The organism is Ancylobacter sp. (assembly GCF_965229075.1).
Taxonomy (GTDB): domain Bacteria; phylum Pseudomonadota; class Alphaproteobacteria; order Rhizobiales; family Xanthobacteraceae; genus Ancylobacter.
Genome location: NZ_CBDDIO010000001.1, coordinates 1,149,971 through 1,165,012, shown reverse-complemented (window position 1 = coordinate 1,165,012; position 15,042 = coordinate 1,149,971). Strand labels below are relative to the sequence as shown.

The 15,042-nt window shown below is 68.9% G+C and carries 15 protein-coding genes; 6 read left to right on the top strand and 9 right to left on the bottom strand.

Translation table 11 applies throughout. The annotated features are described in order from the left end of the window. Positions 1-4: 4 nt before the first annotated feature. Positions 5-928, top strand: coding sequence for a ribokinase (rbsK, locus tag ACO07Z_RS05760; RefSeq protein WP_421697790.1), 924 nt, complete (start codon positions 5-7; stop codon positions 926-928). Between the two features lie 30 nt (positions 929-958). Here rbsK and arsN2 read toward each other — a convergent pair whose 3' ends face one another. Then, entirely contained in the window at positions 959-1,786 is an 828-nt protein-coding gene (gene arsN2 / locus ACO07Z_RS05755) for an arsenic resistance N-acetyltransferase ArsN2 (protein ID WP_421697789.1), read from the bottom strand. 207 nt (positions 1,787-1,993) lie between these two features. On the opposite strand from arsN2, the gene ACO07Z_RS05750 reads away from it, so the two are divergent. Beyond that, on the top strand, positions 1,994-3,304 hold the full coding sequence (locus ACO07Z_RS05750; RefSeq protein ID WP_421697788.1) for an amidase: 1,311 nt from the start codon (positions 1,994-1,996) through the stop codon (positions 3,302-3,304). Here the strand turns inward: ACO07Z_RS05750 and ACO07Z_RS05745 are convergent. From ACO07Z_RS05745 to ACO07Z_RS05710, 8 genes are read right to left on the bottom strand one after another with little or no spacing between them, the layout of a single operon-like run. Further along, positions 3,301-4,356, bottom strand: coding sequence for a threonine aldolase family protein (locus ACO07Z_RS05745; RefSeq protein WP_421697891.1), 1,056 nt, complete (start codon positions 4,354-4,356; stop codon positions 3,301-3,303). The genes ACO07Z_RS05750 and ACO07Z_RS05745 overlap by 4 nt on opposite strands. Positions 4,357-4,403: 47 nt before the next feature. Continuing rightward, a complete protein-coding gene (locus ACO07Z_RS05740) occupies positions 4,404-5,939 on the bottom strand; it encodes a hydantoinase/oxoprolinase N-terminal domain-containing protein (RefSeq protein WP_421697787.1) in 1,536 nt (511 codons plus the stop codon). Then, entirely contained in the window at positions 5,936-7,018 is a 1,083-nt protein-coding gene (locus tag ACO07Z_RS05735) for a DUF917 domain-containing protein (protein WP_421697786.1), read from the bottom strand. Before ACO07Z_RS05735 ends, ACO07Z_RS05740 begins: the two co-directional genes overlap by 4 nt. A gap of 20 nt (positions 7,019-7,038) precedes the next feature. Then, complete coding sequence (locus tag ACO07Z_RS05730) at positions 7,039-8,121, bottom strand: ABC transporter ATP-binding protein (protein ID WP_421697785.1); 1,083 nt, start codon at positions 8,119-8,121, stop codon at positions 7,039-7,041. Between the two features lie 3 nt (positions 8,122-8,124). Continuing rightward, positions 8,125-8,922 carry an ABC transporter permease gene (locus ACO07Z_RS05725; RefSeq protein WP_421697784.1) on the bottom strand — a complete coding sequence of 266 codons (798 nt, stop codon included), beginning with the start codon at positions 8,920-8,922 and terminating at the stop codon, positions 8,125-8,127. Further along, positions 8,919-9,809 (bottom strand): ABC transporter permease, encoded by an 891-nt coding sequence (locus ACO07Z_RS05720; protein ID WP_421697783.1) that lies wholly within the window; start codon positions 9,807-9,809, stop codon positions 8,919-8,921. The genes ACO07Z_RS05725 and ACO07Z_RS05720 overlap by 4 nt, the downstream gene beginning before the upstream one ends. Then, positions 9,806-10,540 carry an aspartate/glutamate racemase family protein gene (locus ACO07Z_RS05715; protein ID WP_421697782.1) on the bottom strand — a complete coding sequence of 245 codons (735 nt, stop codon included), beginning with the start codon at positions 10,538-10,540 and terminating at the stop codon, positions 9,806-9,808. Before ACO07Z_RS05715 ends, ACO07Z_RS05720 begins: the two co-directional genes overlap by 4 nt. Before the next feature lie 11 nt (positions 10,541-10,551). After that, positions 10,552-11,679, bottom strand: coding sequence for an ABC transporter substrate-binding protein (locus ACO07Z_RS05710; protein ID WP_421697781.1), 1,128 nt, complete (start codon positions 11,677-11,679; stop codon positions 10,552-10,554). Positions 11,680-11,856: 177 nt separating this feature from the next. Between ACO07Z_RS05710 and ACO07Z_RS05705 the strand changes: the two genes are divergently transcribed. The 4 genes from ACO07Z_RS05705 (at position 11,857) to minE (ending at position 14,857) form a co-directional block, all read left to right on the top strand. Next, a complete protein-coding gene (locus ACO07Z_RS05705) occupies positions 11,857-12,882 on the top strand; it encodes a helix-turn-helix transcriptional regulator (protein ID WP_421697780.1) in 1,026 nt (341 codons plus the stop codon). A gap of 174 nt (positions 12,883-13,056) precedes the next feature. Further along, positions 13,057-13,761, top strand: coding sequence for a septum site-determining protein MinC (minC, locus tag ACO07Z_RS05700; RefSeq protein ID WP_421697779.1), 705 nt, complete (start codon positions 13,057-13,059; stop codon positions 13,759-13,761). A gap of 14 nt (positions 13,762-13,775) precedes the next feature. After that, positions 13,776-14,588 (top strand): septum site-determining protein MinD, encoded by an 813-nt coding sequence (gene minD, locus ACO07Z_RS05695; protein WP_244376553.1) that lies wholly within the window; start codon positions 13,776-13,778, stop codon positions 14,586-14,588. Next, on the top strand, positions 14,585-14,857 hold the full coding sequence (minE, locus tag ACO07Z_RS05690; protein WP_244376554.1) for a cell division topological specificity factor MinE: 273 nt from the start codon (positions 14,585-14,587) through the stop codon (positions 14,855-14,857). The genes minD and minE overlap by 4 nt, the downstream gene beginning before the upstream one ends. Positions 14,858-15,042 lie beyond the last annotated feature (185 nt).

Genomic DNA, 15,042 nt, shown 5'->3' with positions numbered 1-15,042 from the left:
TGAGATGTCGAAGATCGCCGTCGTCGGGTCCAACATGATGGACCTCGTCACCTATGTCGACCACATGCCGCTGCGCGGCGAGACGGTCGAGGCGCCGAGCTTCGAGATGGGCCATGGCGGCAAGGGGGCCAACCAGGCCATTGCCGCCGCGCGGCTGGGCTCCCCCGTCGTCATGGTCACGCGGGTGGGCGAGGACGCCTTCGCCGACGCCACCCTCGCCAATTTCACCCGCAACGGCATCGACACCACCCATGTGCTGCGCACGCCGGGCGCGCCCTCGGGCGTGGCGCCGATCTTCGTCGAGCCCTCGGGCGAGAACTCGATCCTCATCGTCAAGGGCGCCAATGCGCACCTCGCGCCTGCCGATGTTGACGCCGCCGCCGATCTGCTCACGGGCTGCGCGCTGATCCTGATGCAGCTCGAAATCCCGGTCGAGACCGTCTACCACACGGTGAGGCGGGCGAAGGAATGGGGCGTGCCGACCCTGCTGGTCCCGGCGCCGGCCCTGCCGGATCTCGATGTCACGCGGCTGGCGGACCTCGCCTTCCTCACCCCGAATGAGACCGAACTCGCCACTCTCACCGGCCTGCCGGTCGAGACCGAGGCGCAGGTGGAGGCGGCGGCGAAGTCCCTCACCGCGCGCGGCATCGGCACGGTGGTGGTGACCATGGGCGGGCGCGGCGCGCTGCTGGTGTCGGGCGACGAGGTGCGCCGCGTCGCCCCGGTCAAGGTGGAGCCGGTCGACACGACCGGCGCTGGCGACGCCTTCATCGGCGCCTTCGCCCATTTCCACACCCAGGGCCTGCCGGTGTTCGAGGCGCTGGGCGAGGCGGCGACCTATGCGGCGGATTCGATCACGCGGCGCGGCACGCAGCGCTCCTACGCCACCGCCGCCGATTTCCGCACGCGCTTTCCGCGCAAGGCCTAAGGCGCCGCCCGTCCCGTTCGAACGGGTGCCTCAGAGCTGGATTCGCCGGGTGAGAAGCGGCGCTGAGGCGGGGCAAAGCGCCGTCGCCTGCGGCGACTGACGGATGGCCTCTGGCGCCTGCGCGCGCGGCGTGGCGGCGAAGCCGATGCGCTCGAAAAAGGCGGAGGCGCCGTCGGTCAGCAGCCACGCCTGCCGTGCGCCCATGTCGAAGGCCCGGCTCATCAGCAGCAGGGCGATGCTGCGCCCCACACCCCTGCCGCGCGCGGCAGGTGTGACCAGCAGCGAGCGCAGCAGCACGTCGTCCCCATACAATTCGAAGCCGCCATAGCCCACCAGCGAGCCGCCGAGGGTCCGGTAGCTGAAGAAGCGGCCGGGGGAGCCTCTCAGGTCTTGGGTCGGCAGGCCGGCTTGGCGCAGCGCCTTGGCAAGGCGCGGCTCTGCGGCAGCGACCTGCTCGTCGCGCAGGAAGGGGCTGCCATCCTCCTTGTCGAGGTCGGCGCGCGGGACGATGGGCAGCAGGTCCAGCACCGTCTCGGACGGGCGGCACAGCTTCACGCCGAGCGGCGTCACCACGATCGGCCGGTTGAGCAGGATCGGATGGGCGGCGATGGCCGCGAGCCGCCCGGCGTCGTCTACGTCAGGCGCGTCCAGCCCGAGGTCCCGGAAGGGCGTCCCCCGCTCGCGGAGCAGCGCCTGCAGCGTCCAGCCCATGCGCTCCGCCAGCTGCGCCAGCAGGGCGGAGGCCGGCGGCGATTTCAGGTACTCGATCACATGCGGCTCGATGCCGGCATGGCGGATCAGCGCCAGCGTGTTGCGCGACGTGTCGCATTCCGGGTTGTGATAAACGATGACATCCATGGCGGCGAAGCCTGCGGGGCCTCATGTTGATCCATGTGTCGATGCTGATGGACCTAGCGACATTAAGCAATGTCGGCGCGACGCCGTCCGTCCGTGACCGGGCGCCCCGCTGCCCCGGACCCGGGCCGGTCCCTGGTGACTGCGGTCCTCATTGCGCGCCTGTAGGGACGGTCCTAGCTGTGGCGGCATTCAGCCGGAGTGCCCGACATGGCCGACCCCTTATCCCTCCTGTCTGTCACCGCTCTGGCGGATGGCTACCGTGCCGGCCGCTTCACCCCCCGCGATATCTGCGCGCAGGCATTGGCGCGGCTGAGCGAGTGGGAGCCGAAGCTGAACGCCTTCATCGACCCGATGACCGACGAGGTGATGCGGCAGGCCGACGAGGCCAGCCGCGCGCTGGCGCGGGGTGAGGACAAGGGCCCGCTTCACGGCATTCCCGTCGCCATCAAGGACATCATCGACGTGGCCGGGGTGGAGACGAGCTGTGCCACACGGGCGCTGCCCCCGCGCCGCGCCGCCCGGGATGCGGACTGCGTGCGGCGCCTGCGGGAGGCGGGGGCGATCCTCTTCGGCAAGACCAATCTCCTGGAATTCGCCTATGGCATCGCCCATCCGGCATTCGGCCAGACCAACAATCCGTGCGATCCCTCCCGCACCGCCGGTGGCTCCAGCGGCGGCTCGGCGGCGGCGGTCGCGGCCGGCATCGTGCCTCTGGCGCTGGGAACCGATACGGGCGGTTCGGTGCGCGCGCCGGCGGCCTATTGCGGCATCGTGGGGTTGAAGCCGAGCTTCGGCCTGCTGTCGCTGGAGGGCGTCTATCCGCTGTCGCCGAGCCTCGATCATCTCGGACTGCTCGGCCGCAGCGTCGCCGATGTGGCGCTCGGCCTTGCCGCGCTGGCGCCCGCGCCAGCCGCCGTCGTCGGCGAGGTGACGCCGGTTCGTCTCGGCGTCTGCCGCAGCCAATGGGATTCGCCGGCGCTGCGTCCGCAGGTGCGGCTGGCCGGCAATGCCGCCCTTGGTCGGCTCAAAAGTGCCGGCGTGGCGATGGTGGATATCGCCCTGCCCTCGCCGGAGCGAATGGCAGCCGCCCTGCTCGATATTCTGCTGCCCGAGGCGGCGCTGGTGCATGCGCAGACCTACCGGGACGCCGCCTCCGGCTATGCGCCGGGAACCGCCGCGCAGATCGAGGCAGGGCTTGTCCTGCCGGCCGTGCGCTATCTCGATGCGAAGCGGCAGCAAGAGCAGTGGACTGCCGAGCTGGGGACGCTGTTCGACGCGGTCGACGCCATCATCAGCCCGACCGTGCCCTTCGTCGCGCCGGACACCGATCCCGCCCTCAGCGCCGAGGGCGACGATGAAATCCTCACCCTCACCCATGCCAATCTCACCGGCGCGCCCAGCCTCTCTTTGCCCTGCGGCCGCGAGAGCGGGCTGCCCGTCGGGCTTCAGCTCACGGGCAAGCCCGGCGCGGACGCGGCACTCCTCGCGCTCGCCCGCCGGCTAGAGCCGCTGCTTTAGCGGGCCTCGTTCGCCCCGACGTGACGCGCCGCCGCCGCGCGGATGTCGGCGGCGAGTTCATCCACCCGGTCGAGCCGCGCGTCCCAGGCGAACATGAACCGGGCACCGCCGCCGATGAAGGTGTAGAAGCGCCAGCCGCGCTGCCGCAACGCCTCCAGCACCGGCTCTGGCGCCTTCAGAAACACGGAATTGGCCTCGACCGGGAACAGCAGCTCCACGCCCGGGCAGCCGCTGAGGGCATTGGCGAGCCGCGCCGCGCAGCCATTGCCATGGCGGGCATTGGCGAGCCAGGCGCCGCTTTCCAGCAGCCCCACCCAGGGGGCGGAGAGAAAGCGCATCTTGGAGGCGAGCTGGCCCGCCTGCTTGCAGCGATAGTCGAAATCCGCCGCCAGCGCGTGGTCGAAGAAGATCACCGCCTCCCCCACCGCCATGCCGTTCTTGGTGCCGCCGAAGCACAGAACGTCCACGCCGCTTTTCCATGTCATTTCCGCCGGTGTGCAGCCCAGGCTGGCGCAGGCATGAGCGAAGCGGGCGCCGTCCATGTGCAGCTTGAGCCCGAGTTCGCGGCACAGCGCCGAGATCGCGGTGATCTCGTCCAGGCTATAGACGAGCCCGGTCTCGGTCGGCTGGGTGAGCGTGACCACCCGCGCCTTGGGAAAGTGGATGTCGGAGCGGCTGGTCGCCAGCGCGCGGATGGTCTGCGGCGTCAGCTTGGTCGAACTCGACGGGGCCACCAGCAGCTTCGAGCCGTTGGAGAAGAATTCCGGCGCCCCGCATTCATCCGTCTCGACATGGGCGGAGGCCGCGCAGATCACGCTGTGATAGGACTGGCAGAGCGAGGCCAGCGCCAGCGAGTTCGCCGCCGTGCCGTTGAAGACGAAGAACACCTCGCAATCGGTCTCGAACAGGTCGCGAAACGCGTTGGCGGCGCGGGCGGTCCATTCGTCGTCGCCATAGGCGACGCAGGAGCCGTCATTGGCGCGCGCCATCGCCGCCCAGGCTTCCGGGCAGATGCCGGCATAATTGTCGCTCGCGAATTGCTGCGCCGAGATGGCCATGCGCCTTCCCCCGATAGGTCTGTGGAGTGCTGCGGCCGTAGCTAGCCCGCGAGATCGCCGATCACCCGCACCCTCACCCGCAGCGGATCGCCGGGAATGTAGGACATGGGCGTGTCGTCGACATCCAGCACGGCGAGCGTATCCGGTGCCGCGCCGGCGGCAACCGCCTGCTCGCGCGCCGCGCGCAGCGTCTCGGCGATCGCCTCGTCGCGGGGGACGCCATAGAAGATACGGTCGCTCTCGCCGCTGACCTGCGACATGGCAGCGCCCACCGCATTGGCGACGCCGGCATTCTCCACCTTGATGACCTGCGAGACGCCGGGCAAATGATCCGGCACGAGAAACGCCCCGCCGCCGACGGCGATGACGGGCAGATCGGCGCCGCTGGTCTTCATCCGGTCGACGAGATCGGCGAGCCGGCGCCCGATCCAGATCTGCGCCGCCTCGGAGAGGTCGAGCGGGATGTCGCTCCGCCGCTCCGCGTCTCCCAGTTCCAGCAGGCCCAGCCGCACGCCGACATCGGTGAGGGTCAGCGTGTCGCCACCGGCGATGCGCGCCTTCTCCAGCAGCCGGAAGCCGACGCTGTCCGGCCCGACGGTGAACGGCGCCTCCCGCACCACGGTGCCGCCGCCGAGCGCGATGGCCACGACGTCCGGCATGCGGAAGAAGGTGCGCACCCCGCCAATATCCACCTGCGTGTTGGCTTGCCGGGGGAAGCCGGCCTGCAGCATGCCGGCATCGGTCGTGGTGCCGCCGACATCGAGCACGACGGCGTCGCTGAGACCGGACAGAAGATGCGCCCCGCGCATGCTGTTGGTCGGGCCGGAGGCGAAGCACAGCACCGGGAAGCGCTCGGCCTCCTCGGCCCGCATCACCGTGCCGTCATTCTGGGTGAGGTAGAGCGGGCCGGTGAGGCCCGTCTCCGTGATCGCCTGGCGGAAGGCGGCGACCGTGCGCCGCGCCAGCCCGTGCAGGGCGCTGTTGAGGATCGTCGCGTTCTCGCGCTCGATCAGCCCGATGCGGCCGAGATCGCTGGAGAGGGTGATCGACACGTCCGGCGCCACCTCGGCGAGGATGGCGGCGGCTTCCCGCTCACAATCGGCGATGAGCGGGGAGAACACGGCGGTGATGGCGGCCGCCGCGATGCCGCTGTCGCGGATCACCTCTGCCGCCCGGCGCATGCCGTCGCGGTCGAAGGCGACGATGGGCCTTCCGTCGAATTCATGCCCGCCCTGCAGCAGGAAAACGGGGCCGGCCACTGCGCGGTGCAGGTCCTGTGGCCAGTCGGCCATGGGTTCGATGGAGGATGCGGCGGGAAGGCCGATGCGGATGACGGCGACCTTGGACAGCCCGCGCCGTTCGATCACCGCATTGGTGAAATGGGTCGTGCCGATCATCACCGCGCGCACATCGGGCGTCGTGCCGTCGGTGTCGGCCAGCACATGGGCGAGCGCGGCCCGCACCCCGCTGGTCACATCCGCCGTGGTCGGGCTCTTGATCGCGCGCAGGATGCGGCTGCCGTCGAGCAGAACCGCGTCCGTATTGGTGCCGCCGACATCGATGCCGATGCGCTTCATGGGGTCAGCTCCTCGAAGGGGCGGTAGTCGAAATCGTAGCCGAAGGCGCGCGGCCCCACGACGGCGAGCCCCTCAGTGCTGCGCATGATCGGGTCGGCGCCGAGCACGATCACCGCCACGCGCTGGCCGTAGCGGATGACCTCGGCGCCGATGGCCTCGGCGCTTTCCTCGTCGAGCACGGTGATAAGGTCCGGCACGCTGGCGACGAGGGCCCCGTCCCGGTGGGCGACCGCGAACTCGTTCTGAAACGCGATGGAAAGTTCCCGCCCCTGCCAGGCGCCCGTGCCGGTGAGACGGACGGTGCCGCGCACGAAGCCGCCTTCGGTGCGGCGCGACACGTCGTCCACCTTGCCGGTGAACACCAGCCGCGCCAGCGCGCCCTCGACCACGGCGGCGACGGGATCGCGGCCGGCGGCCTTGGCGGCCTGGATCGAGCGTCCGATGGCGATGGCGCGCGAGACCGAGCGCAGGATCGCGTGCGCCTTCACCTCCGCGCCCGAGCGCGGGGCGGTGCAAGTGCCGGCGATGGAACCAAGCTCGACCACGATGCGGCGGCCGATCCGCTCCACCCGTGTCGGGCTCTCGGCGCGAGCGATGAGAATTTCATTGTCGCGTATGTCGGCGATGGCGAAGGGGGCGACCTCCAGCCCGCGAATGGCGAAGCTCGCCATCTGCGCTTCCGGGAAGGCGCGGCCCATCGTGTCGGCATCCACCACCGGCAGGCCGAGTTCCATGCCCACCAGCATGGCGAAGAAGGCGTTCTCCCCGCCGATCTCGATCGACATGATGGCGTCGAAACGCTGGCCGGTATGCGCCTCCATGCGGCGCACGGCGCGGCAGATGGATTGCGGCTCCGGCAGCCGCTCCTTGGTCACCAGCGGCGCGCCCATGATGCACACCACGGCGACGCGGGCATCGTCCGCGAGTTCGTCCGGGTCGATCAGGCGAATGCGCCGGCCGCGCCGGTACTCCGCCTGCGCGCACATGAGTTCGAGATGGGGATGGTTGCCCCCGCCCGTGCCGAGCACGCCCGCGCCGATGGCGAGCGCCTCCAGTTCGTCATAGTCGAGTTCACGCATGGAAATGCCCTTGAACGGCCTCAGCCGTCGACCAGCCAGACCGACTGGCCCGGCCAGGAGAAAATGGCGGTGGCGCCGCGCTCCGGCGCCGGCAGCGCCGCGCTCTGATGCGCGGTGAGGCGCGTGCCGTCCGGCAGGTGGCCGGTGATCTGCTGCACCGCGCCGGAGAACATGATTTCATCCACCCGCGCCTCGACGCGGCAGTCATGGTGCGCGGGCGCGACCGCGCCCACGGCGATGGTTTCCGGGCGAACAACCAGCGCCACCCGCGCCCCCTCGCCCCGCCCGCCGCGCTGCGCGGCGCTGAGGTCCAGCGTGAGCGGCAGCGAAGTTGCCACTACGCTTCCCCCGGCACTGAGGCGCCCGTCGAACAGATTGGCGTTGCCGACGAAATCCGCGACGAAGCGCGTCGCCGGCCGACGGTAGAGGTTTTCCGGTGTGTCGAACTGCTCCAGCGCCCCGCCATTCATCACGGCGATCCGGTCGGAGAGCGTCAGCGCCTCTTCCTGATCATGCGTCACCGCCACGAAGGTCAGGCCGAGGTCGCGGTGCAGGGTCTTCAGCTCCGCCTGCATCTGCTTGCGCAGCTTGAGGTCGAGGGCGCCCAACGGTTCGTCCAGCAGCAGCACCGCCGGCCGCACGATCAGCGCCCGGCCGAGCGCCACACGCTGCGCCTGCCCGCCCGACATCTGGCTCACCCGGCGGTCGCCGAAGCCCTTGAGGTTCACCAGCTCCAGCATCGCCTCGACCCGCCGGGCGATTTCGTCCTTCGCTATCCTGCGCATGCGCAGTCCGAAGGCGAGGTTCTGCGCCACGGTGCGGTGGGGGAACAGCGCGTAGTCCTGGAACACCATGGCGGTGTCGCGTTCATAGGGCGCGGCGCCGAGGACCGAGACGCCGTCGATGCGCACATCGCCCGAGGAGGGCGTGACGAAGCCCGAGATCATCCGCAGTAGGGTGGACTTGCCGCAGCCGGACGGCCCGAGAATGGTAACGAAGGCTCCGCGCGGAATGTCCATCGACACGTCGCGCACGGCCGCCGACGCGCCATAGACCTTGCTGACGGCCCGCAGTTCGACGGCATTGGGGGAAAGCTCGGTCATCACTCAGCACTCACGTTCGAGGCGGCTCTGGCCGAGGATCCAGACCTGCGCCGAAACGCTGACGAACAGCGTGACCAGGATCACCAGGGCGGAGAGCGCGTAGATTTTGGGCGAGATGACCTGCCGCAGCGAGGTCCAGATGGCGATGGGCAGGGTCTCGGTGAAGCCGGCGAGGAACCACGCCACGACGAACTCGCCGAACGCATCGGTGAAGGCCAGCAGCAGCACCGCGATCAGCGACGGCGCGACCAGCGGCAGCACCACCTCGCGGAAAGTGGTGAACTCGTCCGCCCCGAGATTCATCGCCGCTTCGATATAGCTGCGCCGGAAACCGAGAAAGCGCGAATAGAGCATCAGCGTCGCGTAGCTCGACGTCATCGTCGTGTGCGCCAGCACGATGGCGGGTGGTCCGATCAGATCCGGCGCGGCGCGGAACAGCACGATGAGCCCCAGCCCCAGCACAAGCTGCGGCAGCACGACGGGGCCGAGCACCAGGCAGAGCAGCAGCGATTTCATCCGCACCGGCCGCCATGCCAGCACCATCGCCGCCGGCATGGCGAGCGCCGTGGAGAGCACCGCCGCCATCAAGGCGAGGCGGATGCTGGTGAAAAGCGAACCGACGAGGCGCGTATCGCCGAGGCTGGCGCCAAACCAGTCGGTGGTGAAGGCGTCGATCGGCAGGCCCGGAATCGCCTTGGCGTCGAAGGCGAACAGCACGATCACCACGATGGGCAGGTAGAGGAAGGCGTAGAGCAGCACCGAATAGGCCGGCAGCGTCCAGCCGAAGGAGAGGCGGTTCATAGGCCCGTCTCCCCGCTGGCGCGGCGGATCCATTTCATCGACAGCGCCAGCGCGGCGAAGACGAGGGCCAGCAGCACCACGGCCATCGCCGCCCCGCTCGGCCAGTCCAGCCGGCGCTGGAACTCGTCCTGGATCACCTGCGAGAACATCAGCTGCTTGCCGCCGCCGAGCAGCGCCGGCGTGACGAATTCGCCGAGCCCGAACACGAAGCAGAACACCGCCCCTACCACCAGCCCGGGCGCCGACAACGGCAGGATCACCTCGAAGAAGGTGCGCGTGGGGCTGGCGTTGAGGTCCATTGCCGCCTCGATCCAGTTGTCGTGGATGTTGCTGATGGCGGCGTAGAGCGGCAGGACATAGAGCGGCAGATAGGCGTAGATCAGCCCGATGGCGGTCGAGACCGGCGAATAGAGCAGGAAGCTCATCGGCGCGTCGGTCAGGCCGAGCGTCATCGCCAGCTGGTTGATGACACCGCGTTCGCCCAGCAGCAGCCGCCACGCGGCCACCCGCATGACGATGCTGATCCAGAACGGCGCGATCACCGCCACCAGCAGCAGCCCGCGCCAGCGACCCGCCTTCTTGGCGATGAAATAGGCGACGGGAAAGGCGAGCACCGCGCAGGCCACCGTGACGAAGGCCGCCGTCTCCACCGACAGCAGCAGCGCGCGCCAGATCGCCGGGCGGGCGAAGATGGCGATGTAGTTGTCGAAGGTGAAGGCGGGGATCAGGCGGTAGCTCTGGGTCCGCCAGACACTGAGCCCCAGGATCAGCGCCACCGGCACGACGAAGAACACGATCTGCCACAGCACCAGCGGCAGCAGCCCGGCCGCCGGCAGCGCCGCCCTCAGAAGCGACCGGCGCCGCGGGATGTCACGCGCCGCGCTCATGAAGCGAAGGCGTATTCGTCGCGGGCGAAGGCCGGCGTGGGATAGGCGAGCTTCGACGGCCGCAGCCCCGTCGCCACCATGGCGCGGGCAAAGTGCAGCGCCACCTTGCCGGGGTCGATCACCGGAATGGAGACGCCGAAATGCCGGTGCAGCGCTTCTTCCACCGCCTGCGCCATGTCGAAGCCGGTGCCGGTGCAGCCCATCACGAAGGCTTCCGCCCCGTCGCGCTCCACCGCGTCGATGCTCTCGGCGATGATGTGGGCGAGGCACGTCTCGTCCAGTGCCAGCACGCTGGCGCCCGCCGCCCGCACCGAGGCGAGATGGCGCTCCAGCCCGTAGCGCCCGACCACCCGGCGGATGAGCGGGAACAGCGGCTTCTCGGTGATGAACACGGTGAAGCGGTTCGACAGCATCGCTGCCATGTGCAGCGCCGCCTCGCCTTCCCCGACGATGGGGATGGAGACCAGCTCGCGCGCGCCCGCCAGCCCCGGATCGGTGAAACAGGCGATGGTGCAGGCATCCACCCCATCCGCCTCGGCCTCGCGGGCGAGGCGCATCACTTCGGGCGCGGCGAGTGCGGAGTCGAATTCCGCCTCGATGGAGTTGGTGCCGCGCCCCAGCGGCACGGCGGAAATTTCGACGCCTTCGCCGGCGAAGGAGCGGTACTCGGCCTCGGCCTTGCCCACCAGCTCCTTGGAATCCAGCACCGGCACGATCACGCGTATATGCATCGACCCGCGCCTCAGCCCATCTTGAAGGTTTGCCAGGCGTCGGCCCAGGCGTTCTCATCGAACGGCGCCAGGCTCATCTGGCAGTTGGCGACCCATTCTTCCATCTTGTCGAGGCCGAGCGCCTTGACCTGTTCAGGCGTGAGGAGGTCCTTCACCTTGGCATTGGTGACGGCGAACTTGTCCGCGCCCCAGGCCATCTGCTTCATCGCCTTGGCGCTGGTCATGTAGTCGATATAGGCCATGGCGGAGGCGAGATGCTCGGTGCCGCGCACGATCTGCAGCGTCTCCATCCACATGGCGCCGCCCTGCTTGGGAATGGACAATTCGACATCGGCGCCGGCGAGACGGGCCGTGGTGCGGACATTGTCGCTGGACGAGCCCCACACCATCCACGCCTCGCGGTTGGTGAGGTCGGATTTCACCGTGCCCATATCGGCCTGCAGCGCCCGCATGTTGGGACGGAAGGCCATCATCTTGTCGAGGATCTTCTGCAGCGCCTCGCCGGTCGCTTCCTCCGGCTTTGCTTGGCCGATCCACTTGCCGGTCATCCAGAGGTAGAGCTCCGGCCAGTCGATGATCTCGACCCGGTTCTTCAGCGCCGGGTCCCAGGCGAGTTCGGCATTGGAAGCGGCTTCGGCGGAAATCTTGTCCGGCCAGTAGACGAAGCCGTTGACACCGAAGCGGGTCGGGATGGCGTAGACCTTGCCGTCGAACATCGTCTCCGGCCGGTTGCGGAACGCCGGCAGCGTGTCCTCGAGCGAGGGCAGCTTGGCGGTGTCGATTGGCAAGGTGAGGCCGGCGGCGGCGAATTTCGAGGTCCACACCGCGTCGGGGTTGATCACGTCGAACTTGGTGGTGCCGGCCTGGACGAGGCTCAGCTGCGCGCCGTTGCTCTCGGCTTCCTTGATGTTGAGCTCGACGCCGGTGAGCTCGGTGAAGCCGCGCATCAGCTCCGGGTCGTTATAGCCGGCCCAGGCCAGCACATTGAGCGGCCCGGTGAGCTTGGCCTCGCCCGCATAGGCGGGCCGCGTGAAATCGACCTGGCTGGCAATGGTCGCGAACATCGCCGCCTGCGCGCCGAAGCGCAGCACGTCGCGGCGGCTGGGGTGGGGCGGGGTAAGAAAACGCGATCCGGACATGCGACCATTCCCTCTTGGCGCGGAGGACGACCACCGCTGTTTATGCCAGAATGTATATCCCCGCGCGGGACGGTCCTCCGATAGTGACTGCAGTCACCGCTCCGCCGCTGCGTGGGGCGCGCAGGGCATGAATCTTGCCTGTAACCGCGTCTTGAACAGCAGGAAAGCACGGCCGGCATGGGTCGCCACGAACGGGTTCACGATCTGCCGGCCGGCTTCGGCAAGACCATGGCGCGCGTGCTGTCGCGCATGGGGCGCGACGATTTCTATGAGACCGTCATCGACGCTATCGCCCCGCTGATCCCGTGCGATTTCTGGATCATGGCCCGCTATGAGGAGGCGGCGAAGCCCTGCATCATCTCCGACTCCGGCATGGCCGCGCGCGCCAAATCCGCTTATGCGGACCGGCTGTGGCGGTTCGATCCGCTGGCCTCCGCCCCGCTCGCCGCTGACGGTCATCGCGCCGTCAGCCTGCGCAACCTGTGCGCCCATGGCCCGCTCGACCGCAGCTATGCCCGCTATCTCGATGTCGATCTCGGCATCGCCGACGAACTGGCGCTGCTCCTGCCGCTGAACGAGCGCAGCTTCCTCGCCCTATGCCTCGACCGGCACCGGGAGGCGTTCGACGACGGGGAACTGCGCCTCGCCTCGGAAATGCTCGACATCCTCTTGGAAATGCACCGCCAGCACGTGACCCTCACGGTGGAGCGGCAGGTCACGCGCACGTCGAGCCTGGCGGGTGACGCGCCGGCGGAAATCCTGATCCTCAGCGCCGATGGCGCTCGCCTGTTCCAGTCCGAAGGTTGGGGAGAGGCGGCGCGTCAGGCCTTCGACCGGCCGGGCGTGCCCGACCATGTGCTGCGGGGCGACCGCCGGGTCATTCTCGGCAATGGCGGCTGGTGCCTGCTGCGGCCGGCAAGCGAGGGCACGGACCCGCTTCTGCGCGACGCACAGGTGTTCGTGCTGCGAAAAGAGGCACAGGACTTCGCCAGCCGCCTCGACCGGCTGGCCCGGCTCTACGGGCTGACCGAGCGTCAGAAGCAGATCGTGCGGCTGTCCCTCGATGGACACCACAACGCCTCCATCGCCCGCCAGCTCGATATCACCGTCGGCGGGGTGAAGAATCACAAGCTGCGCATCTACGACAAGCTGGACATCACCAGCGAGCGCGAGCTGCTGCCGGCCTTCCTCACCAGTCTCTGATACCGCAACGGCGCGAAGCCCCAAGCGACACCGGCGCGCCCCTTCGGCGCGCGTCGCCGGTGCGCGGGCATCGCCGGGGACAAGGCGCCCGCGGGCGGCGCCAAACGTCCCGGAATTAACCACTCGTTAACCAAAATTAACTGAATCTATCCATCACTTAGGGAGATTCGACCCGTGAACGCAGTCAGTCAGACCGGCCCCTCCATCCGTTTCCGTGGACGCTCGTTCATGGCGATGACGCTGGTGGCCGACGTGCCGCTGTCGGCCTGGCTGGCCGATTTCGATGTCTGGCTGCAGCGTTCCCCCGGCTTCTTCACCGGCCGCACCGTCGTGCTCGATCTCGCCGGCACGGCGCAGAGCAAGGCCGAGGTCGAAGGCTGGATCAGCGAACTCGCCACACGCGGCGTCCGGCTGGTCGGGCTGGAGGGCGTGCGCCCCAGCCTCGTCGACGCCGCCATGCCGCCCATCCTGCGCGGCGGGCGCGACGCCACGCTCGCCATCAACGACGTGGCCGCGCCGGAGCCGGCGCCCGAGCCGCGCAAGCCGGTCGAGCCGGTGAACCTGATCGTCGAGCGGCGCGTGCGCTCCGGCCAGTCCATCGTCTGCCTGGAAGGCGACGTGACGATCATCGGCTCGGTCGGTGCCGGGGCGGAGATCATCGCCGGCGGCTCGATCCATGTCTATGGCACGCTGGCCGGCCGGGCGATTGCCGGCGCGACCTTCGGCGCTTCGGCGCAGATCTTCTGCAGCAAGCTGGAAGCCGAACTGCTCGCCGTGGACGGCATCTACCGCACGGCCGAGGACATTGACGACGCCTTTCGCGGCACGGCGGTGCGCGTGTCGACCGAAGACGAGACCCTGCGAATTACCGCGCTTTAGGAGCGAAGCAAGTCATGGCCAAGATCATCACCGTCACGTCGGGAAAGGGCGGGGTCGGCAAGACGACGACGACCGCCGCCATCGGCGCGGCCCTGGCCCGCACCGGCGATAAGGTCGTCGTCGTCGATTTCGACGTGGGGCTGCGCAATCTCGACCTCATCATGGGGGCGGAGCGGCGGGTCGTGTACGATTTCGTCAACGTCATCCAGGGCGATGCCCGCCTGCCGCAGGCGCTGATCAAGGACAAGCGGCTGGAATCGCTGTTCCTGCTGCCGGCCTCGCAGACCCGCGACAAGGACGCCCTGACCGAGGAAGGCGTCGACCGCGTCATCGGCATGCTGTCGCAGCATTTCGACTGGGTGATCTGCGACAGTCCCGCCGGTATCGAGCGCGGCGCGACGCTGGCCATGCGTCACGCCGAGATCGCCATCGTCGTCACCAACCCGGAAGTCTCCTCGGTGCGCGACAGCGACCGCATCGTCGGCATTCTCGACGCCAAGACGCTGCGGGCCGAGCGCGGCGAGACGGTGGACAAGCGCCTTCTGCTCACCCGCTACGATCCCGTCCGCGCGGCGCGTGGCGACATGCTGAAGACCGAGGACGTGCTGGAAATCCTGTCGCTGCCGCTGCTCGGCATCGTGCCGGAGAGCCCGGACGTGCTGAAGGCGTCGAATATGGGCGTTCCGGTCTCGATCCACGACCCCAACAGCGCCCCGGCCCGCGCCTATCACGACGCGGCGCTGCGTCTGAAGGGCGAGAACATCGCCATGGAAACGCCGCGTGCGCGTGGCGGCCTGTTCAGCAAGCTCCTGCGGAGGGCGGCATGACCTTGTGGAAGCGCCTTTTCTCGCAGGGTACCGCCCCGCAGGCGCGGGAACGGCTGCAGATTCTGCTGTCCCATGAGCGCCAGGTGGTGGGCGGGGACGACCTGCTGTCGCGTCTGCGCGAGGATATCCTCGCCGTCGTGGCCCGGCATGTGCCCTGCGAGCAGGACAATGTGAAGGTCCGCCTCGAGCGCGGGACGCCGATGTCGATCCTCGAAATCGAGGTCGAGGTGCGCGGCGAGCTCAATCTCGCGATCAGCCGCGCCGCCTGACGCGGCAGGGACGGCAGCGCCCGTCAGCGACCAATCCTGTCACCGAGAAAATCAAAGCCCGGTACCGGAGACGGTTCCGGGCTTTCTGTTTGCGAGAATGGCAGGACCGGCCCGTCCGACGAGGCGCAGCATTGTGCCAGGGTTGAAGGCGGGCGGGGTGAAAGTGGCGGGCCGCGAGCGACCAA